The 22,230-nt window shown below is 48.5% G+C and carries 25 protein-coding genes; 18 read left to right on the top strand and 7 right to left on the bottom strand.

Going from position 1 to position 22,230, the window contains the following annotated elements; translation table 11 throughout:
- Positions 1-83 precede the first annotated feature (83 nt).
- Positions 84-521, bottom strand: coding sequence for a CBS domain-containing protein (locus GJJ30_RS21070; protein ID WP_154177171.1), 438 nt, complete (start codon positions 519-521; stop codon positions 84-86).
- Between the two features lie 384 nt (positions 522-905).
- On the opposite strand from GJJ30_RS21070, the gene GJJ30_RS21065 reads away from it, so the two are divergent.
- The 6 genes from GJJ30_RS21065 (at position 906) to GJJ30_RS21040 (ending at position 5,485) form a co-directional block, all read left to right on the top strand.
- Positions 906-1,289 (top strand): hypothetical protein, encoded by a 384-nt coding sequence (locus GJJ30_RS21065; RefSeq protein ID WP_170299240.1) that lies wholly within the window; start codon positions 906-908, stop codon positions 1,287-1,289.
- Between the two features lie 44 nt (positions 1,290-1,333).
- The gene (locus tag GJJ30_RS21060) at positions 1,334-2,758 is read left to right on the top strand and encodes an ATP-dependent DNA helicase (protein ID WP_154177169.1); all 1,425 of its coding nucleotides are present in this window, start codon (positions 1,334-1,336) and stop codon (positions 2,756-2,758) included.
- Between the two features lie 5 nt (positions 2,759-2,763).
- Complete coding sequence (locus GJJ30_RS21055) at positions 2,764-3,057, top strand: hypothetical protein (protein WP_154177168.1); 294 nt, start codon at positions 2,764-2,766, stop codon at positions 3,055-3,057.
- A gap of 51 nt (positions 3,058-3,108) precedes the next feature.
- Positions 3,109-3,450 (top strand): hypothetical protein, encoded by a 342-nt coding sequence (locus GJJ30_RS21050; RefSeq protein ID WP_154177167.1) that lies wholly within the window; start codon positions 3,109-3,111, stop codon positions 3,448-3,450.
- A 104-nt stretch (positions 3,451-3,554) separates the two neighbouring features.
- A complete protein-coding gene (locus GJJ30_RS21045) occupies positions 3,555-4,706 on the top strand; it encodes a sensor histidine kinase (RefSeq protein WP_154177166.1) in 1,152 nt (383 codons plus the stop codon).
- Positions 4,703-5,485, top strand: coding sequence for a LytR/AlgR family response regulator transcription factor (locus GJJ30_RS21040; RefSeq protein ID WP_154177165.1), 783 nt, complete (start codon positions 4,703-4,705; stop codon positions 5,483-5,485). The genes GJJ30_RS21045 and GJJ30_RS21040 overlap by 4 nt, the downstream gene beginning before the upstream one ends.
- A gap of 173 nt (positions 5,486-5,658) precedes the next feature.
- Here the strand turns inward: GJJ30_RS21040 and GJJ30_RS21035 are convergent, their stop codons facing one another.
- Entirely contained in the window at positions 5,659-5,814 is a 156-nt protein-coding gene (locus tag GJJ30_RS21035) for a hypothetical protein (RefSeq protein WP_154177164.1), read from the bottom strand.
- Between the two features lie 153 nt (positions 5,815-5,967).
- The gene (gene ald, locus GJJ30_RS21030) at positions 5,968-7,110 is read right to left on the bottom strand and encodes an alanine dehydrogenase (protein WP_154177163.1); all 1,143 of its coding nucleotides are present in this window, start codon (positions 7,108-7,110) and stop codon (positions 5,968-5,970) included.
- 172 nt (positions 7,111-7,282) lie between these two features.
- Here ald and GJJ30_RS21025 point away from each other — a divergent pair, with 172 nt between their 5' ends.
- Positions 7,283-7,744 carry an Lrp/AsnC family transcriptional regulator gene (locus GJJ30_RS21025; RefSeq protein ID WP_154177162.1) on the top strand — a complete coding sequence of 154 codons (462 nt, stop codon included), beginning with the start codon at positions 7,283-7,285 and terminating at the stop codon, positions 7,742-7,744.
- An 11-nt stretch (positions 7,745-7,755) separates the two neighbouring features.
- Here the strand turns inward: GJJ30_RS21025 and GJJ30_RS21020 are convergent, their stop codons facing one another.
- On the bottom strand, positions 7,756-8,874 hold the full coding sequence (locus tag GJJ30_RS21020; RefSeq protein ID WP_154177161.1) for an NAD(P)/FAD-dependent oxidoreductase: 1,119 nt from the start codon (positions 8,872-8,874) through the stop codon (positions 7,756-7,758).
- A gap of 126 nt (positions 8,875-9,000) precedes the next feature.
- On the opposite strand from GJJ30_RS21020, the gene GJJ30_RS21015 reads away from it, so the two are divergent.
- Positions 9,001-11,004: a hypothetical protein gene (locus GJJ30_RS21015; RefSeq protein ID WP_154177160.1), complete on the top strand. Its 2,004-nt coding sequence runs from the start codon at positions 9,001-9,003 to the stop codon at positions 11,002-11,004.
- 12 nt (positions 11,005-11,016) lie between these two features.
- Positions 11,017-11,379: a VOC family protein gene (locus GJJ30_RS21010; RefSeq protein WP_154177159.1), complete on the top strand. Its 363-nt coding sequence runs from the start codon at positions 11,017-11,019 to the stop codon at positions 11,377-11,379.
- 134 nt (positions 11,380-11,513) lie between these two features.
- Here GJJ30_RS21010 and GJJ30_RS21005 read toward each other — a convergent pair whose 3' ends face one another.
- Entirely contained in the window at positions 11,514-12,050 is a 537-nt protein-coding gene (locus tag GJJ30_RS21005) for a ferritin (RefSeq protein ID WP_154177158.1), read from the bottom strand.
- 195 nt (positions 12,051-12,245) lie between these two features.
- Positions 12,246-12,599 carry a hypothetical protein gene (locus GJJ30_RS21000; RefSeq protein WP_310588352.1) on the bottom strand — a complete coding sequence of 118 codons (354 nt, stop codon included), beginning with the start codon at positions 12,597-12,599 and terminating at the stop codon, positions 12,246-12,248.
- 260 nt (positions 12,600-12,859) lie between these two features.
- On the opposite strand from GJJ30_RS21000, the gene GJJ30_RS20995 reads away from it, so the two are divergent.
- The 6 genes from GJJ30_RS20995 to lepB all read left to right on the top strand — a co-directional run bounded on the left by GJJ30_RS20995 (position 12,860) and on the right by lepB (position 18,550).
- Complete coding sequence (locus tag GJJ30_RS20995) at positions 12,860-13,882, top strand: SPASM domain-containing protein (RefSeq protein ID WP_154177157.1); 1,023 nt, start codon at positions 12,860-12,862, stop codon at positions 13,880-13,882.
- A 179-nt stretch (positions 13,883-14,061) separates the two neighbouring features.
- Complete coding sequence (locus tag GJJ30_RS20990) at positions 14,062-14,850, top strand: ParA family protein (protein ID WP_154177156.1); 789 nt, start codon at positions 14,062-14,064, stop codon at positions 14,848-14,850.
- Between the two features lie 23 nt (positions 14,851-14,873).
- Positions 14,874-15,791 (top strand): ParB/RepB/Spo0J family partition protein, encoded by a 918-nt coding sequence (locus GJJ30_RS20985; RefSeq protein WP_154177155.1) that lies wholly within the window; start codon positions 14,874-14,876, stop codon positions 15,789-15,791.
- 85 nt (positions 15,792-15,876) lie between these two features.
- Positions 15,877-16,554, top strand: coding sequence for a DUF5683 domain-containing protein (locus GJJ30_RS20980; protein ID WP_154177154.1), 678 nt, complete (start codon positions 15,877-15,879; stop codon positions 16,552-16,554).
- A gap of 21 nt (positions 16,555-16,575) precedes the next feature.
- Positions 16,576-17,298 (top strand): 4-hydroxy-tetrahydrodipicolinate reductase, encoded by a 723-nt coding sequence (gene dapB, locus GJJ30_RS20975; protein WP_154177153.1) that lies wholly within the window; start codon positions 16,576-16,578, stop codon positions 17,296-17,298.
- Positions 17,299-17,413: 115 nt separating this feature from the next.
- A complete protein-coding gene (lepB, locus tag GJJ30_RS20970) occupies positions 17,414-18,550 on the top strand; it encodes a signal peptidase I (protein WP_154177152.1) in 1,137 nt (378 codons plus the stop codon).
- A 68-nt stretch (positions 18,551-18,618) separates the two neighbouring features.
- Here lepB and ung read toward each other — a convergent pair whose 3' ends face one another.
- Positions 18,619-19,284 (bottom strand): uracil-DNA glycosylase, encoded by a 666-nt coding sequence (gene ung / locus GJJ30_RS20965; RefSeq protein WP_154177151.1) that lies wholly within the window; start codon positions 19,282-19,284, stop codon positions 18,619-18,621.
- 178 nt (positions 19,285-19,462) lie between these two features.
- Between ung and apaG the strand changes: the two genes are divergently transcribed.
- From apaG to GJJ30_RS20950, 3 genes are all read left to right on the top strand, one after another.
- A complete protein-coding gene (apaG, locus tag GJJ30_RS20960) occupies positions 19,463-19,849 on the top strand; it encodes a Co2+/Mg2+ efflux facilitator ApaG/CorD (protein WP_154177150.1) in 387 nt (128 codons plus the stop codon).
- A 90-nt stretch (positions 19,850-19,939) separates the two neighbouring features.
- Positions 19,940-20,662 (top strand): O-methyltransferase, encoded by a 723-nt coding sequence (locus GJJ30_RS20955; protein WP_310588351.1) that lies wholly within the window; start codon positions 19,940-19,942, stop codon positions 20,660-20,662.
- Between the two features lie 87 nt (positions 20,663-20,749).
- Positions 20,750-22,132, top strand: a complete 1,383-nt coding sequence (locus GJJ30_RS20950; protein WP_154177148.1) for a monooxygenase — start codon at positions 20,750-20,752, stop codon at positions 22,130-22,132.
- Positions 22,133-22,230: the final 98 nt, after the last annotated feature.

The raw sequence follows: 22,230 nt of genomic DNA, 5'->3' as shown, positions 1-22,230 counted from the left end.
TGAACAATGAACAATTGACAATGAATACACGAAGCGCCAGTTGTTGCGCCCTTCATTGTTCATTATTCATTGTTCATTTTAATTTAATAAGGGCTTCCGGAGATGTAGCTTTCCAGGGAATCGATCCGGGCTTTCTGGTCGTGGATGATGGCCGAAACGACGTCGTTGATGGAGATAATTCCGATCAGTTTGCCCTGATCGACAACGGGCAGGTGGCGGATGTGTTTGTCGGACATGATTACCATGGCATCCTCCAGCCGTTGATCGGAGCTAATTGTGATCAGGTTGGCGGTCATTACCTCTTTAATCAGGGTATCTTTCGACGTCCGGCCTTTCAGAATCCCCTTGCGGGCGTAATCGCGTTCCGAGAAGATTCCGGACAGGTGTCCTTCGTCGATTACCAGCACGGCACCGATGTTTTTGTTCGCCATCGCTTCCAATGCTTCGTACACCGTTGAATCGGAGGTGACGGAATAGATGGTGTTGATGGTTTTGCCTTGGAGAATATGACGGATTTTCATGAGTTTTGAGAGGTTTTGGTAGTTGGGTTGGGTTCAAAATACAAAATCCGTATAATAAAAGCAATTCATAATTGTATTCACGTATTCGAACTGGCGTAATTTCTTTAAATAGTGAAAGAATATTTTACAAGTCGGGCTTTCGGCAAAACGACCACCGCCCGTTCACCAATAAACAGCGTATGGAATTTCTCCCCGGATTCAATACGTTGTTAATCAGGTTAGTTCCGGGTCAACCATTCGCTCACCGCGTACGGCAAGACCCTTTTGCCTCTGATTGATCTGATGATGGTTTAGGACAGAACGAATGGTTGCATCGGCTCACTTTTCAATTGCCGTTGCGTTTGAGATACGGTTTATCTACGTTTGAGAAAAAGTGGTATGCAAATGATTAAACGGGTCGTAATCAGATTGGCAATCGGTCTGACCTTGGTGATTCCGGTTGAGGTTGCCTGTCGCCGGCAACCGGTTCAGGAAGCTGAGGGCAGCAAACCGGAATTAATCGGGACCTGGGAGAAAATCAATCCGGCGGAGTGCAGCAATATTTATCCGGATGTGATCGAGTTTTCCGCGAACGGTATTTACCAAACGCAATCGGAAGCGACCGCCGTGTTGCAGGTCTGGGATTCGGGGACGTTCGAAGTGGATCGGCTGATCGTGAAAATTTCCAATGCGAAAGATATCACGAAAGCGTATCGGTTTGTTATCAGTAAGGAAATTGTTACGTTTGAGGACGATCAGGGTTGTGTTTTTCCGTATCGCCGGATGTAGGGCCGAGCGTTGAAAAACCGACCGGTTTTCCGTATATTCGTCCAATGAATGAAACTCTGACGCCCGCCCAATTGCTGGCGAAACGCTTCCCTTTTAAGCCCACGTCCGGACAACAGCAGTTCTTTGAGCAGATGAACCCGTTCATGATTCGGACTGAACACGAGAATTACCGGGACTGTTTTCTACTGAAAGGCTACGCGGGTACGGGCAAAACGACCTTGATCAGCACGCTGATTAAAGTGCTTCCCAAATTCGGATTTAAATCGGTTTTGCTGGCGCCGACAGGTCGGGCTGCCAAGGTCATGTCGAATTATTCGAAGCGCATGGCCCAGACCATTCACCGGAAAATTTACCGCCAGGTGGCCGATGCCCATTCCGGAAACCTGGTTTTTCAGCGGCAGAAAAATTACCACGAAGATACGGTTTTCATCGTCGACGAAGCCTCGATGATCAGCGACGATTCCGAAATCGGCATGAACGGTTTGCTGGCCGATCTGGTCGATTTCATTTTCGAAAATCCCGGAAACCGCCTGATGCTGGTGGGCGATGTGGCGCAGTTGCCGCCCGTTGGCAAGGAACTGAGCCCGGCGCTGGACAAAGGATATCTCGAGCGGCATTTCGATATGGTGGTGGTCGAGCAGGAGCTGATGGAAGTCATGCGGCAGGACGAAAATTCGGGTATTCTGCTGAATGCAACCACTTTACGGGACGTCCTGAACGAGCCAAATCCGCGTATTAGCCTGAACGTCAGGAAGTACCGCGATATTTATAAAATGACTGGTGAAAAGCTGGAAGACGGCATCCGGTATTGTTACGATAAATACGGCCGGGAAAATACCATTATCATTACCCGCTCGAACAAAATGGCTGTGCAGTATAACCAGTACATCCGGCGGGCCATTAATCAGTGTGAGGAAGAGCTGGATACGGGCGACATGCTGATGATCGTCAAAAATAATTACACGGTTCTGGACGACGATTCACCGGCCGGTTTTCTGGCCAATGGTGATTTTGTGGAGGTTATGAAAATCCGCAAGCGTGAAGAGCAGCACGGACTGAAATTTGCGACCGTTACCTTGCGGCTGGTCGATCTGGAGGAGCAACCTGAATTTGAGAGCAAAATTATTCTCGACACGCTTTATTCGCCCCAGCCGTCGCTCGGTCGGGAGGAAAATAAGCACCTGTACGAGAGCGTGCAGCAGGATTATTTCTACATCAAGTCGAAAAAAGAACGTTCGGAGGCCATCCGGCGCGATCCGTATCTGAGTGCGCTTCAGGTGAAATTTGCCTACGCCCTGACCTGCCACAAGGCGCAGGGCGGGCAGTGGCCGGCGGTTTTTGTCGATCAGGGGTATTTGCCGGATGGGCAGGTCAATCAGGATTTTGTCCGCTGGTTGTATACGGCCATCACGCGCGCGACCGACGAAGCGTTTCTGATGAATTTTATGCCACAGTTTTTTGAGCAATAGACGAAATGACGCTGACTGAATTTAATGCTACGCTGAAAAACGACAAACCAGCCGCCGGTTTGCACCCGGTTGCCGAAGCGCTCTGGTACGACGCCAAAGGCAATTGGGAACAGGCTCACAACATTGCGCAAAGCCGGGAAGGCACCCGCGATTACGACCGTTTGCACGCGTATTTACACCGCAGGGAGGGCGACGAATGGAACGCGGGCTACTGGTATCGCCGGGCCGGAGCAGCGGTTTTTGCCGGATCGCTGGAAGAGGAGTGGAGCGAGCTAATCCGGACTTTTCTGGCGAAGTGAAAACAAATGAGCGAACTCATTTTAGTAAGAATTTATTGAGTATCCGGAAACATGAACCCACCGTTTGAAATTCATTGGGCCGAGGAAGCCCGCCAAACCTTCGACCGGCTTCCGCAGGAGGTGCAGAATGCTTTTACCGGGCAATTACCGGGGCTGGTTGCCCATTATTCCTGGTTATATCCCCAACGACCCGAACACCTCGATGTGGTCGGTAACAAATCGCATTTACAGGCTCCGATTTATAATCTGTGGCTCCGCATGGGCACCGAATACGGCGAAAAAGGGCAGGTTCCCATCTTATTCGTAACTGAACTTTCTGAATTGTCTCCTGCGGAATTCGAGCAATCGGTGCAGGAAAGTCGGGTAACGCCTGATCGAATAAATCCGCGATAAGCAAGATCCTCAACCGTTGACTTCGTTTAATTCGGTTTAATACGTATCTTGAGTCTTTGCTCTGGATAACCCGGCCATTTGACGTTTACCCGTGAGCATGTTTTATGGAGGCAACCGAAAACGTAAATCTCACCCTTCCTCAGAAAGTCCGATTGGCGGCCAGTGTGTTTGCCATTTACTGGCCTCTTCGCTTTTATATTAATTTATACAACCCAACCTGGGAACTCCTCCGGATTATGTGGTTTATCTGGTTAATGGAAATTCCGATTACGATTGGGCTTTTTACTTTCTGGCTGAGCATCACCGAGTGGTTAGAAAACCGAATATACAATCATCCGGGGCGGCTTTTTCGACTGGATAGCAAACTTCCCGTTCAACTGGTCACCCTGCTGATTGCCGGTACGTTGTCATTCGGATTTGACTGGGCTTTTTTCGGAGTGTTGCGTCAGGTGCGGGGCCGCTTCGACAAAACAGAAAACCGGGTGACAACTGTGCATCCCGGTTTTGACCGAACCAATGGAGAGCCTGTTAACCGAACGATCTATGAACGACAGCGAAGGCGAAAGGCAACGACCGCGTTGACGGTTATAGCCTTGCTTATGGCGTTCTATTTAGCCGCCAACCGCCGTGGTGATCAGGTAGTTGCCGAATTACGGGTAAATGCCGAGCAGTTGAAATCGGAAGCGTCGCAGGCGCAGTTTGCCGCCTTAAAAAACCAGGTGAATCCCCACTTTCTGTTCAACAGCCTGAGCATCCTGACGGCTCTGGTGGAGGTAAATCCGAAATTATCCATTCGGTTTATCAATTATCTTTCGAAAGCATACCGGTACATTCTGGACCAGCGCGATCACGAACAGGTCAATCTGAAAACGGAACTGGAATTTCTGGAAGCCTACTGCTTTCTGCTGAATATCCGGTTCGACGGCAAACTGCAGATTGTCAACACGCTTTTAAAGGAAGAAACGACTCAGTTCAACATTGCTCCGTTAACCCTCCAGTTGCTGGTGGAAAACGCGGTAAAACACAATCAGATGTCGGGCGAGCGACCGCTGGTGGTTTCGCTTTCCATCCAGGACGATTACCTGCTGGTCAGCAACCCGATCAAGCTGCGCCTGGCGGATGAAGTGTTTACCGAACCGTCTACCGGCGTTGGGCTGGAAAATATTATCAACCGCTACCGATTGCTCACGGACCGAAAGGTCCAGATCGATCAATCGGATCATAGCTTTGTCGTTAGCATACCCTTATTATCATGAACGTAGTTATCGTTGAAGACGAATCTCTCTCGGTCCAACGGCTCAAAAAACTTTTAATTGAATATGATCCTTCCATTCAGATAACTGCCCTGATTCCTTCCGTAGCCGGAGCAATCCAGTGGTTTCAGGAGCAACCGCCGACTCAATTGCCGGATTTGGTATTTATGGACATTCATTTGGAGGATGGCAGTGCGTTTCGCATCATTGAAAAAGTCAATCTCCGAATTCCGATCATTTTCACGACAGCTTATAATTCCTACGCCATTCAGGCCTTCAAGGCCAACAGCATTGACTATTTGCTTAAACCTGTCGATGAAGAAGAATTAGCAGCCGCCATTGAAAAGTATAAATGGACGCAGCAAAAACCGGAGCCGGTCACCGTCGAACCATCGAAATGGTCTGCTTTGCTGAACTGGCGGGAGGGAGCTGCTAAAGCGCAGATTAAAGACCGGTTTATGGTTACAATCGGGCCGAAGGTAAAAAGTATCGAAGTGGCCCAGATTTCCTACTTTTTCTACGAAGACAAAACCACCTACCTCACCACAAAAGACGGCCAGAATCTGGTTATTGAATACAGTCTGGATAAGATTGCCAGCTTATTGAATCCCCGCGAGTTCTTCCGGGTGAACCGCGCCCACCTGGTTTCGTTGGCCGCAATCGAGTCGATCCACATGTATTCAGGAAGTAAATTTAAGCTGGATCTTCAACCTGCTTCCCGCCAGGAGGTATTCGTCAGCCCCGATCGGCTGAGCGATTTTAAAACCTGGCTGGGAAAATAAACAACGAATGCTTGCCAACGCGTACACATTCGACCTTCAAAATTTGACATTCAGCCGATCAAAACCCGCTTTCAGCCGTTTCAGGTTGGCAGGCTTGGCAATTCTTCTCAATTTTAATTGAAAACAACGCAAAAATTGGCCTCAAAACGGGGTCTGGATGTTGTTTGAGCTTGTTAGTATTGACGAAACGTTACTCCGTCAAACGAAAATTGACAAGCTTTTCGATAGGCTTTTACCATCTTTTTAATAATCGAGAAAGTAAATACAGTCCCGGCAAGATTTGCCGGGTTTTGTTTTTTTGCGACTGCCCGATCTTCAGCTTTTGCCATAAAAATTCAACCAAAAAAAAGACACGACTCAACCGGCCGTGTCTTTGTTGTTACTATTCCTAAACCCTTAATTAAAATTGTGTTGATGAAGTAGTAATTCTTTAAAATTGATGAAGTGTAATCTTAACGAAACCGGAATATAATGGTTTTAATTTAAAAATTGACTTCTTCTTCCTCTTCCCGCTGGAGTAACTCCGTCACATCGTCCAAGGGCAGGCCAAACGCATCCGCAACGCCTTTGTAAACGATTTTTCCGTTGACGACATTCAAGCCGCGCTTCAGTTCATCATTTTCCCGACACGCTTTCTGCCAGCCTTTATTAGCCAATTGCAATGCGTATGAGAGAGTTGCGTTCGTCAGCGCGACAGTCGAGGTGTACGGAACGGCTCCGGGCATGTTGGCCACGCAGTAATGCACAACGTCGTCGATAATATACGTTGGATTTTCGTGGGTAGTCGGCGTACAGGTTTCGATACAGCCACCCTGATCCACGGCAACATCCACCAAAACCGTTCCCTCCCGCATCAGCGCCAGCATATCGCGGGTGATCAGGTGAGGAGCTTTGGCGCCGGGAATCAAAACCGCTCCAACAATCAGATCGGATGTTTTCACGGCTTCCCGAATCGCGTACTCGTTCGACATAATGGTGTCGACATTGGGCGGCATAATGTCCGACAAATACCGCAAACGATTCAGGCTGATGTCCATAATCGTGACGTGTGCCCCCAAACCGGCGGCCATTTTAGCGGCCTGCGTTCCCACAATGCCACCGCCCAGAATAAGTACGTTTGCCGGTTTAACGCCCGGTACTCCGCCCAACAAAATACCGCGACCCTTCTGCGGTTTTTCCAGGTATTTCGCGCCTTCCTGAATGGCCATCCGACCCGCTACTTCCGACATTGGAATGAGCAGAGGCAGACTCCGATCGGCTTTTTCCACCGTTTCGTACGCCAGGCAAACGGCTTTCCGGTCGATCATCGCGTGGGTCAGAGCCTCGGACGATGCAAAGTGGAAATAGGTAAAGAGCAGTTGATCTTCCTTAATTAGCTCATATTCAGAAGCAATCGGTTCTTTTACCTTCATGATCATCTCGGCAATTCCGTAGATGTCCTCGATGGTTGGCAGCATAACGGCGCCCGCGTCAATGTATTCCTCGTCCTCAAATCCACTTTCCAAACCCGCATTGACCTGGACATAAACCGTATGGCCAAACCGGCGAAACTCGGCAACACCCGCAGGCGTTAACGCGACCCGGTTTTCGTTATTTTTAATTTCTTTTGGAACCCCGATTACCATGGTTTTGTGTGGTTATGAATGGCAGCGAATAGAGCGCACAAAGGTACAAATAGCCAAATATATTTCTGATTCTATAACTCGTTTTGGGAAATACTGTTTAATTATCGTAGGATAGAAGGAAATATTTTGGTAACATGCCTTCCGAATGGCTTTGTAAAGAAAAAATTCCGTTATGACTTTGGTTGACAAGATTGACCGGCAGATTTTGTCCCTGCTTCAGGACGATGCGCAGCTCACGATTCAGGAGATCGGCCAGCGCATTCACCTCTCCAAATCACCCATTCACGAACGGATCAAGCGCCTTGAACGTGAAGGCATTATTGAGAAGTACGTGACCTTGCTGAACAAGAAAAAACTGGGTAATCTGCTGGTGGTTTTCTGTCACGTTACGCTCGATAAACAGACGCGCGATACGTTCGTGGAATTCGACAAAGCCATTGCTCAACTGCCGGAAATTATGGAGTGTAATCTAGTGTCGGGCTCGTTCGATTATTTACTCAAGATTATCGTAAACGACATGGAGAACTACAACCGGTTTTATCAGGAACGACTTTCGGTTATTCCGGGAATTCTGAATATCAGTAGCTTTTTTGTAATGTCGGAAGTCAAGAACACAACCGTGATTCCGGTCTAATCCAATCTCCCTTAGTGAACGTCCACTATCTCGCCGTGTGTCTGCCGGATTACTCCACGCAACAACGGTTTGAAAGCACCAAAAGCTGAGACCGTTATTTCGGACAGCCACTTGTCGCCAAAAAGCCGTTGTACGGTTCGGCCCACCCAAAGCCGCCGGGCAAACCGGTTTTTCCATTCTTTTTCATAACGGGTTTCTAATTGCTCGCGGGTTATTTTTCCGGTTAAAAAGCTCGAAGCCAGTTCGCTAACCAGTTTTCCGCTGTGAATTGCCAGCGCCATGCCGTTGCCACAAAGGGGCGTAATCAATCCCGCCGAATCCCCGGCCATCAGCACATGCTGCTCGACGGCACGTTTGGGAGCAAAGGAAAACTCGTTGATCACTTCCGGTTTTTCGTAGAGGAACTCCGCGTTTTCGTAAATGTGCTTCAAATGCGGATTCTGGAACAAAACGGCCTGTTCCATCGCCGGAATGTTACCATATGGACGGAGATTTTCACGTGTAGTTAAATAGCACAGGCAAAATTTCCCGTCTTCAATGGAAGACAAGCCACAATAGCCATTCCGGAAATTGTGCAGCGCAATCGTGTCAGCGGGCGCGTTGATTCGGATGTGGTACTTAACGCCGAGGTACGGCGACGGTTTTTGCATGAACGTTCGGTTTAGCTGTTTGTCGATTTTCGATCGTTTGCCAAATGCTCCGATGACCAGACAACTGGTAAGAGCCTGGCCGTCATTTAGTTCTACCGAAAATTGATCCGACTGGAAGGTCACGTTTTCAGCCTGTTTACCCAATAAAAACCGCACTCCTGCCGATTGGGCTAACTGATAAAGGGTGTAATCGAAGCGGTAGCGACTGAGGCCAAAACCACCCATATCCAACGGAGTTTCTAACAGACGGCCCGATGGCGAGGTGAACTGAAACCGGTCGATGTGCGTGGCCCCGAGATTGCGTAAATCAACGCCCAGCGATTCGATGTAAGGCCGGACTTCGTTCGAAACGTACTCTCCACAGACCTTGTGAAACGGGTAGGTTTTTCGCTCAATGATCGTCACCGGATGACCAGCCCGGGCCAGCTCCAGGCCGCTGACCAAACCCGCCAAACCTCCCCCAATAATGATCACCCCCATGCCGCCGTTCAATTTGTAAGTCGCTTATTTTTAATTGGATTTGGTAAATATATATAAACAAAATAGCCTGTTAAACTAAATCCATTTAACGGTGGAGAGTTTGAAAAACCGTCCTACATTTGCGGTATGTCGACGACGTTTCAAAACTTCCGAAGCGACTGGCTGCAAAATTTTGCCGCCTACATCGACGCTTACCAAACCGGTCGGCAGTCATTCATACCTCATTTATTGCCGGAAGATGCCGTTCAGTTTCCGGTGTATCAGACGCTGGACATTCTGGCGAAGCGGTTTGGGTTTGCCGCTATTCAACTGGCACTGAATCCGGAGTACACCGTCCCGAGTCCGGTTGGAAAAGAGATTGATGCGAACTGGTTGAAATCCAGTAAGATGGTGGGCGTAAATGTTCGAACCATCGGAACCTTCTGGAATGTCGTTAACTACACTCTGACGTTGCCGGCCCGTCACGACAGCATTCATTTTCTGCCGATTTGGGAGCCGGGCGTGGTGGGGAGCTTGTACGGCATGATTAGCTGGAACCTGAACCCGGAGTTCTTCAGCGACGATCTGTTTCAGATTTTCAATCACCTGGATTCGCCGGAAAAGCAGTTGAAAGTGGTAGTTAATCTGCTGCATCTGATGGGCCGGACGGTGGGCATGGACGTGATTCCGCATACCGACCGGTTTTCGGAAATGGTGCTCTGTGAACCCGAGCTTTTTGAATGGGTCCGGCGGGACGGCCCGGTTCTGATCGACACGTCCGAATCGGTTTGCCAGCAGGTAAAACTGGCGATCAAAGAGTGGGGGACCAAACACTGGTATTTTACCGGCGATGTCCCGTTTACCCCGGAAGCGCTTTTCGGCGAAGTTCGTGATTACCACGGTCGGTTGGAACGACGCTTGTCGCTTATCAAGTACCTGGTGGAACGCGGTTTTGAAACCGTACCGATGACTATGGCACCGCCTTATAGGGGTTTGTACAGCAAACCGGATGGGTTTGTGGTCGATGAGTATGGCCAGAAATGGTACGAATACGGTTTTCGGGAGCCGCAGCCCATGTCGCGGGTTTTCGGGCCGTTGGCGCGGTATAAATTTTTTCATTCCAAGCATGACGATCATAACGGCGAGCTGGATTTCGATGAACCCAATTCGGAAGCTTGGGCATATGTTTGCCACCACTATTTCGACTGCCAGCAGCAGTATCATTTCGATTTCATGCGGGGCGATATGGCGCACGTTCAAATGCGGCCCGGTGGAGTTCCGGCTCAGGTTGTCGATTTTTATGATCCGCTAAGGACGATCAAGCGGTATATTCAGACGCAGGGCGTTCTGTATTTTGGCTTTTTTGCCGAGACGTTTCTGGCTCCTCCCGATACGATGGGCTACGGCGATGAAGTTGCCCATCTGGAAGCCATTGAAGCCGAGACGACCCTGGGGGATTTACAGTCTACGGTTTTCAACTCGTCCGAGTTTCTGACTCGTTTCCGGGAATACCTGCATCTTGCCGAAAACCGCCGGTTTAAACCGAACTTTACCGTAATGACGGCGGACAAAGACGACCCCCGATTCGACGGTTTTTACCGAACCGGCAACATAGCCCGCTACTTTATAGCTTTGTTTTTAAATGACTTACCGAGCTACGTTGGGTTGGGCTTTGAAGTCAGAAACCTTCATGGGCAGCGGGGTGCCAACGAAGAATACAGCAAACTATACGTATTCAGCATTCAGGATGATTCCGAAACCGATAAAGTGACGCACGGGCCATTTCGGTGGGGGCAAAACGCCGAACAGTTTCAGACCATTCTGCAACTCCGGCTGCTGGCCGATCAAATGGATCCGGCGGTTTCTGAACAACCTGCCCATTGGCTAACTCCGCCTGAATCCATTGGCTTTCAATCCGTTATAGCCTGGACGCAGCAAGCTAATCCGAGCTATGTATTTTTGGTCAATTTGAACCAGGTGCAATCCGCAGACCCCATTTTTTTGCCTTTACACTCCGTCATTGCGGAACGCCTGACCTTGATTTTGGATACAACCGTGGAGAATGAAACTCACCTGGGAACGGTCAGTTCGGGAACCAGCGGCTTACCCCGGCTAAATCCCGGGGCTTGCCGGATTTATAAAATCGTTTAAAATTTTATCGCGATGAACTTTACCAAACTGGTGCCGAACGTGTTTTACGCGGATATCAATGAGGCTTTAAAATTATTTGTCGATTGCCTCGAATTTACGATCGGGCATAACGAGTTGAACACGGACCATCCATTTTGCGTCCTTGAAAAAGATGGTCTTCGTATCAATCTTTTTGAAAACAAAGCGTTGGCGCAGGAACATAATCCTGAGTTTAGATTAGTAACCGATGATATCGAAGCGGTTTACAAAAAGATCGCTTCATCCTTCCCGGAATTTCTTCATCCCAATCTAAACAAAGTTACCCTCCGGCCCTGGGGCGCGCGAGAATTCGCTTTAATGGATAAGCAGCTTGGTGTCATTATTCAGCAATGGTAAAAAGTAAGCAAATTCTACTTTTAAAATACCGGTTTTATGAATTCGGTTTGGTCTATAAAAAAGAAACCCGGATGGTTTAAATCCGGGTTTCTCCAATTAATAAAATAAGCTATAATGAGTAGTGAGTTTCTTACTTATTGGGCTTCAACATCGCCGTACGAAATTTTCGGAATGGCCTTGTCAATCATATAACGGCCGACGCCTTCTTCGCCAATTACATCGAATAATTCAATGGCCCGGCGTGCTACATATTCTTCTTCAATCTGCTCTTTCACAAACCATTGCATGAACTGATCCGTTGCGAAGTCGTTCAGCTGACGGGCGGTTCCTACAATACGGTTGATCGAATTACTGACGGCAATTTCCTGTTGCAAAGCCAGTTCGAACACATCCCGGAAACCGTTAAATTCCTGCGGGACATTGGTGATTTCGGGAGAGATTGCGTGGCCACCCATATCCGAAACGTAATTGAAAAGTTTCAGCATGTGGTTCCGTTCTTCGTTCGATTGTTTATAAAAATAACCGGCGCTAAAGTCAAAACCATTACGATCACACCAGGCAGCCATTGCCAGATAAATAGCGGATGAATGGGCTTCCATTTTTATTTGTTCGTTGAGAATACGCTCGATTTCTTCCTTAAGCGAAGTTCTCATTCTAACCAAGTCTTTCATCGTTTTATCAGTTTTTGGTTCTTGACCAGATGGGCGGATTATTTCCTTTTCTGTTACAAGAATACTGAATTCAAACGAAAAAAGTTTTGGGTTCAGGATATTTGGAAACAGTCTAATTGCAGTGATTTAACGGTATCGGAAATGTTCAGACGAATCCAAACCGGTTTTGGGGCAGCGTTAAAAGAAGTATTTCGACTAGAAAACGAGCGTGCTGTAAATCCGTTCGTTCAGAAGCGTATTCAGGTCGAGCACAAACCGGGTCCCGGCCAGCAGGTCGCGGAGGGCGATGAGGTCACACAGACTCAGTACAAAAAGGTGGCCCGTGCGGGGAGCGTCGATCACCTCAACGTCGTAGGCGTCGTCGGTATTGAAAATCATCGTGTGAATATCCACTGAATCGACCCGCTTCTTGAACGTCAGAAAATCAGTAATTCGGAGCGAAACACGCGTTTCCCCGAACTGAATGATAATCCGATTGGTTGTATCGCATTGGTAGGTTGTGCCTTTGGTGTTGGCAAACAATTCAGTTAATTGATGGGTATTCGACACGGATGATACAAAAAAGAATGGGTGAACGACCGCTTATTCGCGTTTGACTCCGTAAAAGTACAATTGGAATACAGACGTGTCAAGTTTGTTTGAAACTATTCTAAATTAATTTATGTGAATAACGTATTACGTAGACTGAATTGTGTCTGAGCGCCAGTGAAGTGTAACCGGCAGGCGGTTTTTTCTGTACATTTCAGGAAAGAGTTTTTTCATACCGGAGACGTTTCGTCTACCTTTGTTCCACATCTTGATGAATCCGCATGAATCGTAATCTAGTAGATGGTCTGAATTTCTTTTCGAAAGTAACGCCGAAACGGGCCTGGAATGCGCTGAAAGTACTGTCGAGTTATTATGAATCGAAGTGGACAGGCAAGGCGGTTCACCGGGGTTCGCCGATTGCCATTTCGTTTGAGCCAACGACTTCCTGTAACCTCCGCTGCCCCGAATGTCCAAGCGGTTTGCGGTCGTTTACCCGCCCGACGGGCATGCTGCCGGCCGATCTTTTCAAAGAGACGATTGACCAGATTGCCGACACTCTGTTGTACCTGACGTTTTATTTTCAGGGAGAACCGTATCTGCATCCTGACTTTCTGAACCTGGTTGGCTACGCGGCCAAAAAAGGAATCTATACCGGCACTTCTACAAATGCGCATTACCTGACGGATGCCAACGCTAAAAAAACTGTTGAATCCGGGCTGGACCGGCTGATCATCTCCATCGACGGAACGACGCAGGAAACGTACCAGCAATACCGGGTGGGGGGGAAGCTCCACAAAGTGATCGAAGGAACGAAGAATATCATCAAATGGAAAAAGGCGCTGAAGTCGAAAACGCCCCACGTTATTTTTCAGTTTCTGGTTGTCAAACCGAATGAACACCAGATTGCGGACGTGTATAAACTGGCCGAAGAACTGGGTGTTGACGAGGTTGGTTTGAAAACCGCCCAGATTTACGATTTTGAACACGGTTCGGACCTGATGCCGACCATCGATAAATACTCCCGGTACGAAAAGACCAACGACGGAACTTACGCGATCAAAAATGCGCTGGACGGCCATTGCTGGAAAATGTGGCATTCCTGCGTGATTACCTGGGATGGACTTGTAGTACCCTGCTGTTTCGATAAAGATGCGCACTATCGGCTGGGTGATCTGAAAGAACAGACGTTTGCGCAGTTGTGGGACAGTGGCCCGTATCAGCAATTTCGGCAAACGCTCATCCAGTCGCGCTCGGGAATTGAAATGTGTAAAAATTGCACGGAGGGAACGCAGGTCTGGGCGTAATAACAAATAAATAATATGCGGGGAAGCCTAAATAGGTAACGTAATAGATCGTCAGACGGTTAGCTCACTAATTTGGTTCCTCATTTTTTCATCCGTGAAACATTTTCAAAAAAACCGTGAAACGTTCCTTGCTTTAGAATAACCATCTCCTGATATTTGGGTCTGTAACAAACAAACCCATGGGTAAAGTTATTGCAATTGCCAACCAAAAGGGGGGCGTCGGCAAAACCACCACAACAATCAATCTGGCGGCTAGCCTGGCGGCTCTCGAGTTTCGAACCCTGATTGTCGATGCCGACCCCCAGGCCAATTCTACATCGGGTCTAGGTTATAATCCGAAAGAAATTGAGAACAGCATTTACGAGTGCATGATCGAAGACATCCGCACACGGGATGCCATTATCCAGACCGACTTTCCGAACCTCGACCTGCTGCCGTCGCACATTGACCTGGTGGGAGCCGAAATTGAGATGATCAATCTCAAAAACCGGGAGGAGAAGATGAAAGAGGCTTTATATGACGTGAAAGAAGAATACGATTTCGTCATCATCGATTGTTCTCCCTCGCTGGGCCTGATTACCATCAACAGCCTTACTGCCGCCGACTCCGTCATTATTCCCGTCCAGTGTGAATATTTCGCCCTCGAAGGTCTCGGTAAATTGCTGAATACCATCAAGATCATCCAGTCGCGGTTGAATACGTCGCTGGCCATTGAAGGCATTTTGCTGACCATGTACGACTTGCGGGTGCGCCTGTCCAATCAGGTGGTCGGCGAGGTAACAGCCCACTTCCAGCAGATGGTTTTCAACACCATTATTCCGCGCAACATTCGTCTGAGTGAATCACCCAGTTTCGGATTACCGGTTTTGGCGCAGGACGCCGACAGCAAAGGGGCCATCAGCTATTTGAATCTCGCCCGCGAAATTCTCATTAAAAATGGCCGTTTGCCACAGGATCAGACCGTATAATATCCAACACGAATCAAGCAGCCATGGATAATACGAACGCAAAAAGTAATCCGAAGAAAATGATAGGTTTGGGCCGGGGATTGGGAGCCTTATTGCACGATAGCGACCAGGTCAACCGACCCAGCAAGCCGTCGCCGTATGAGTCCATTTCGACGATGACGGAGATCAGCGTGAACCACGTTGAAACCAACCCGTTTCAGCCCCGTACCCGATTCGACGAAGAAGCTCTGATGGAACTGGCGGAGTCGATTCGCGTACAGGGCATCATTCAACCCATTACGGTTCGGCAACTGGGCCGCGACCAGTACCAGCTGATTGCCGGGGAACGGCGGTTGCAGGCGTCGAAACTGATCGGTTTGACGCACGTTCCGGCATATGTTCGGCAGGCCGACGACCAGCAGATGCTGGAAATGGCGCTCATCGAGAACATTCAGCGGGAAAACCTGAACTCGATAGAAATTGCTCTGAGCTACCAGCGGCTGATTACCGAATGTAGCCTGAAGCAGGAAGAACTGGGTGCCCGGGTCGGTAAAAACCGCACGACAGTTAATAACTACATTCGTCTGCTGAAACTGCCACCGGTAATTCAGGCGGCTTTGCGCGATACCAAAATTTCAATGGGCCACGCCCGCGCAATCATCAATGTCGATAATCCGGACATTCAGATCCGGCTGTTCAACAAACTGATTGACGAAGACTGGTCGGTCCGGCGCGTCGAAGAAGCCGTCCGGTCGCTCTCGACCACACCGGAAAGTGAACCGGAACGTCGTTCAACGCCGTATAAACAGGAGATCCGGGGACTTCAGTTTAAGCTGTCGTCGATGTTTGGCACGAAGGTTTCGATTAAAGCGGATGACAAGCACAAAGGGGAAATCAAGATTCCGTTCACGTCGCAGGACGAGATGAACCGGATTCTGGAGGTACTGAACTACAAGGCATAAAAAATGTTAATTACCCGAAATTCTGTTGTTTCACTGGCAAACCGTTCGTTATTAAACTAACGTTTGTATTGCATCCAGCAGAGTTATGAAAAAAGCATACCGGGTTATTAAAAGCAGAAAGTGGAGAAAATACCTGTGGATCGGTGCGTTTTTGTTGTTAGCGGGGAAATCGTTCGGACAAAATCCGTCATCACCGACTCCGACCGGCCAAACCGAATTGATTTCGACGGATTCGACAAGTAAAGTGATAGCGGCTGACACCGTTCCGCTGACGGCCAAACAAAATGCGGAGATCCGAAAAATTGTGCCCCGGAAATCCACCATCCGCTCGGCGCTGGTGCCGGGATGGGGCCAAATTAGCAACGGCCACTGGTGGAAAGTACCGATTATCTATGCTGGTTTTGGAACGATGGTTTATTTTTCTCTCCACTATAGAGATCAGTTCAAATTTTACAAGGAATACGGAATTAAGGCCTACGAAAGTAGCCCGCAGGTAACGCAGGTGCCGGGATATACGGCGGATATCGGGGTGGCTCAACTGGAACGGGCGGCTCGGGCGGTGGCCCGGTATCGCGATTATAATTTGCTTGGCTGTGGCCTGTTGTGGGGCGTTAACGTCATTGAAGCTAATGTAACGGCCCACCTCAAAACGTTCGACATTTCGGAAGATTTGACGATGCAGGTAAAACCCGGTTTATTGATGCCCGTTACTGGCCCATTGCCGGTTCCGGGTGTTCGGATTGCTTTTCAGTTTAAGAATTAACAATTGATTGATAGCTAGTTAATGAAAATATTACTGCTCGGATACGGCAAGATGGGTAAAACCATTGAGCAGATTGCGCTTGACCGGGGGCACGAAATTGCGGGTCGAATTGATATCAACAACCGCACTGATCTGGAATCCCTGGGGAAATCCGACGTGGATGTGGCCATCGAATTCAGTTCGCCGGAAGCAGCCGTTGACAACATCCGGGATTGCCTGAAACGCGGTTGGCCGGTCGTTTGCGGTACCACCGGCTGGCTCGAACACCGGACGGAAATTGAGGAATTGTGCCGGCAGACGCAGGGCGGTTTTTTCTACGCATCAAATTACAGCATCGGAGTCAATCTCTTTTTCCGGCTGAACAAAATACTGGCCCGGTTTATGAAAGGGTATCCTTCATACCACGTTTCGATGACCGAAATTCATCATACCGAGAAGAAGGACGCACCGAGTGGAACGGCAATCACACTGGCCGAGGGAATCATTGAACAGTTGCCCGACAAAAAACGCTGGATTAATGAGGCAGAGGATCAGTCCGATGCGGTTTCAATTGAGTCGCTGCGGGAAGGGACAGTGCCGGGAACGCACCTCGTTCGGTACGATTCGGACGTTGATACCATTGAGATCAAACACGTCGCCTACAGCCGCCAGGGCTTCGCGCTCGGAGCACTAACAGCCGGTGAGTGGCTGGTTGGCAAACAAGGCGTTTTTGGAATGGAAGATCTGTTGGGGGAAAGCATTTAATTATTTAAGTTGCTAATAATGAACATCGAATACTGAATATCGAATATTGAAATGTTTGTTCCAGATCGGTTCGTTATTCAGTATTCAATGTTCAATATTCATTATTTTTCAAATTATGTCAGTAGTTAAAAATCAGGAAACCGTCACCAGGCGTAGTGAAAAGAAGAAATCGCCGTTTCGCGAGTGGATTGACTCCATTGTGTTTGCGGTTGTTGCGGCTACGCTGATTCGCTGGTTGTTTATGGAAGCGTTTACGATTCCGACACCATCGATGGAAAAAAGTCTGTTGGTGGGTGATTTTCTATTTGTCAGCAAACTTCATTACGGAACCCGGACACCGAAAACTCCGCTGCAGGTGCCGCTGACGCACCAGAAAATCTGGGGAACCGAAATACCGTCGTACCTCGACTGGATCCAATTGCCGCAATACCGCCTGCCGGGTTTCTCGTCCGTCAAACAAGGTGACGTCGTCGTGTTCAATTATCCGCCCGAAGAGTACCCGACGGATTTGAAAACCAACTACATCAAGCGTTGTATCGGTGTTGCGGGCGATGTGCTGGAAGTGCGCGAGCGGAAAGTGTTCGTCAATGGCAAAGAGTTTCCTGATCCGGTGAAATCCGAAACGGAATATTTCTTAAAAACCAATTCTGTCATCAGTGCAAAAGTGTTCAAGCGTTACGATGTGACTGATTTTGAGCAGTCTACGGAAACATACAATGATACTATTGCGGCCAATGATGCATCCGGCTACCGGATTCACACCACCCCTGAAACCGCTGCCTTGCTGAAACAGCAGGATTTTGTTCAGGGCATCGAAGCGATCACTTCACCCAAAGGGACGGTCAATCCGTTTCAACCGGTTTACCCGCAGTCGCCCCTCTTTCCGTGGAATGTCGACAATTACGGACCCATTACCATTCCGAAAGAAGGCGCTACGATTCAACTGGATGAGAAAAATATTGCGCTTTACGGGCCGGTGATCCAGAAATACGAAGACAACGAAAAAGTGGAGCTGGATGGAAAATCAGTCAAAATTGACGGAAAAGCCATCACTTCCTATACGTTCAAGCAGGATTACTACTTTATGATGGGCGACAACCGCCACAACTCCGCCGATTCGCGGTATTGGGGGTTTGTTCCGGCCGATCACATCGTTGGCAAGGCGGTTTTCATCTGGATGTCCATCGACCCGAACCCCGAAAGCGTTCTGAAGAAAATCCGCTGGAACCGCTTGTTCCGGATTATTGATTAATCAGAAAAACGAAGAAGTGCCTAGCGAAAAACCGATTTACTTTTCGTCAGGCACTTCTTCGAGTGTAGTCACCACTCGATTTCCTTCAATCCCTTACTTTTCAGGTACGCATTGGTCTGGCTGAAATGCCGGGTACCAAACCAGCCGCCCCATTGAGCCGCCATGGGCGAGGGATGCTTGGCTTTGAGAATCAGGTGTTTACTGGCGTCGATCACCGCGCCTTTCTTTTGGGCGTAAGCTCCCCACAGCAGAAAAACCAGGTTTTCCTTTTCGTTCGAAAGGTGTTGAATGACGGAATCGGTAAAGGTTTCCCAGCCTTTATTCTGATGCGACCCCGCCTGGTTTGCCCGCACCGTCAGGGTTGCGTTGAGTAGCAAAACGCCCTGAACCGCCCAGCGTTCGAGATTGCCAGATTTGGGAATGGGCGTTCCTAAGTCGGTCTCAATTTCTTTGAAGATATTGACCAGCGAAGGCGGTTTTGTAATGCCGTCATTCACCGAAAACGACAGCCCATTGGCCTGACCTTCACCGTGATACGGATCCTGGCCCAGAATGACGACCTTGGTCTGGTCGAACGGACATTTATCGAACGCATTGAAAATGAGCTTACCGGGTGGATAACAACGCTGGGTGATGTACTCAACCCGGACAAATTCGGTCAGATTCTGGAAGTACGGTTTTTCAAATTCGGCTTGCAGACGTTGCTGCCAGGACGGTTCAATGACAACCTTCATGGAGTTGGGTTTTGAATGAACAGGTTATACGCAATGGCGACCCGGTTTTAACCGGTTTGTTTACCTTGATAAAGCGACAAAAGTAGGGGAAACCTAAAATATTTGGCGAACCCTCTTTGGAATTATAAACTCTTAAAATTAATTTTCGTTTTGAGGTTATTAATCAACAGATACGTAAATGATATCGGCAGTAACCGACGGCGTCAAGGTCAGTGTCATGACCGAATACCAACCGGAATATTCCAGCCCATACCAGGCCCATTTTGTTTTTACATACCGGATTACGATTGAGAACAAAGGAACGTCAACGATTCAACTGCTGCGTCGTCACTGGATAATTTACGACGGCAACGGAATGGCGCGGGAAGTGGAAGGAGAGGGCGTAGTTGGTCAGCAACCGATTCTGGAACCCGGTGAGACGCACGAATACGTATCGGGATGTAACCTGCGGTCGAGTCTCGGTAAAATGGGCGGTACCTATTTGATGGAACGGATCATTGACGGCAAACAATTTCGGGTTAATATCCCGGAGTTTACGATGGTGGTTCCGTACCGGTTGAATTAATTTTTGTTTTGTTAAAATCCGTTTTGGCGGTTTTCTTTCTTGATTCGTTCGTATCTAAAGTATCTTCTCAAGGCGCGCGACGCACATTCTTTGCATTCGCCGTTTGTTTTTGATCTCTATACCACCACCATCCGCCCCGATAATGCCGGTGAGCCGCAATTTGCTCCCATACGCGCGTTACAGCAGGAGTTGTTAAAGGATAATCACAAAATCCAGATTACGGATTTTGGGGCGGGTTCGCGCATCAATTCGTCGCGGGAACGGGCCATTCGGGACATTGCCAAAAATTCGCAGAAACCGGCCCGGTTTGGCCGGTTAATGTACCGGTTAATTCAGCGGTTTGGTTATCAGACGATTATCGATTTGGGTACCTCGCTCGGGATCACAACCCTGTACGAATCCGTAGCTGCACCGTCGGCCCGGATTCTGACGTTTGAGGGTTGTCCGCAAACCGCAGCGGTGGCCGGTCGTAACTTTCAGCAACTGAAACGAACGAATGTGGAGATTGTGACGGGAAATATTGACCAGACCTTGCCGGAGCGGATCAAAACAATTTCGTCAATCGACTTTGCCTTTTTCGACGCCAATCACCGGTATGAACCGACCGTGCGGTATTTTCAAACCTGTCTAGGCAAAGCCCATAACGATACCTGTTTTATTTTTGACGATATTCACTGGTCCGATGAGATGGAACAAGCCTGGGAAACCATTAAAGCCCATCCGGCAGTAACGGTTTCAATCGATCTGTTTTACGTCGGGCTGGTTTTTTTTCGCGATCAGCAACCCAAACAGGACTTTGTATTAAAGTTTTGATAAACTGTTGGTTGTGGAAATAAGCCGGTATTTTTGGCGTTTTCTTTCCAGTATAGTTTAGGTAACTCACTATTGAATCTTTGCTCTATGCAACGTCATTTACACCCAATTAAATTGAGTTTGTTGGGAGCTATTGGGCTGGTTGGCTTGCTGATCGCTTCCTGCCAGAAATCGGACGATAAAACGGATGCGGAACCAAAGCCGGTCGCTTCCAGTCTGGATCAGTTGCAACGGCGGATTCTGACGCCAACCTGTGCCGTTTCGGGTTGCCATTCGTCCGAAAGTGATCCGACTTTCGGTCAGCACCGACTGGTGCTCGCGGCCAATGTCGCCTACAAAAATCTGGTCAGCGTAGAGGCTACCAACGCGACCGCAAAAGCCAACGGGTTGCTACGCGTCAAGCCATTTGCTGCCCTGGAAAGTTTGCTTTATCATAAACTGAATGCCGCAGCCAGCCACCACAGCGGGGCGAATTACGGCAACCCGATGCCGCTCGGAAAAGAGTTGTTGACGGTTGGTCAGATCGAATTCGTCCGGCGCTGGATTGAAGCCGGGGCGCCGAAGGAAGGGTCGGTGGTCGATTCGACTTTGCTGGATGATAAAACCCCGAGTACGCCGGTTGCGGAGGCTTTTGAAGGGCTGGCGGTTCCGTCGGCCGGGACCGGGCTACAGTTGAAGCTGGATCCATTTACGGTTATTCCCAATTTCGAACGGGAGCTGTTCGTCCGAAAATCGATCGGAAATTCGCAGGATATTTACGTGAATCGGTTCGAGGTCAAGATGCGGGCTAACAGCCACCATTTTGTGATGTATAATTTTCGCAATGACCAGAACCTGCCCGCTATGAATCAGGTGCGGGATTTGCGAAATTCGGACAATTCCATCAACCTTCTGACGGCCTTGTCCATGCAGAACCACGTTTATTTTATTGGCATACAGGCGCCTTACATCAATTACGTCTTTCCGGAAGGCACGGCTTTACCAATTCCTGCCAATGCCACAATGGATTTCAATTCGCATTACGTCAATAAATCGGCTACGTCAATCACCGGTGAGGTATTTGTGAATTTATACACGACGGACAAATCGAAAGTGAAGAATGTGGTTAAAACGATGGATTTCAATAATAACGATCTGAACATCCCGGCCAACACCCGCGTAACGCTCACGAAAACGTTTACAATGTCCAAACCGGTCAAGGTACTGGTGTTGACTTCGCACACCCATAAATTGGGCGAGAAATTCGTAATCCGGATTAAAGGCGGTGCCAGAGACGGCGAAGCGATTTATACCTCAACCAATTGGGAGCATCCCGAAATCATTACGTACGCCACGCCGATTCAACTCGCCAAAGGAGAAGCTCTGGTTTCCGAAATTACCTACAACAATACGACGGCCAAAGCCGTCAATTTTGGCTTAACCAGCGAGGATGAAATGGGAATCATTTTTGGGTATTATTTAGAGGAGTAGAGGTGAGACATTAGACAAGAGAGGTGAGACAAAAGAAAAATGTCAATCCGGAATAAAAGTCTTTTATCTCTTGTCTCAACTCTTTGCTCTGTTTTAAA

The organism is Larkinella terrae (genome assembly GCF_009668025.1).
Lineage (GTDB): Bacteria > Bacteroidota > Bacteroidia > Cytophagales > Spirosomataceae > Larkinella > Larkinella terrae.
Note: the sequence above shows the minus strand (reverse complement) of the source record. Positions and strands in the feature narration are given on the sequence as shown.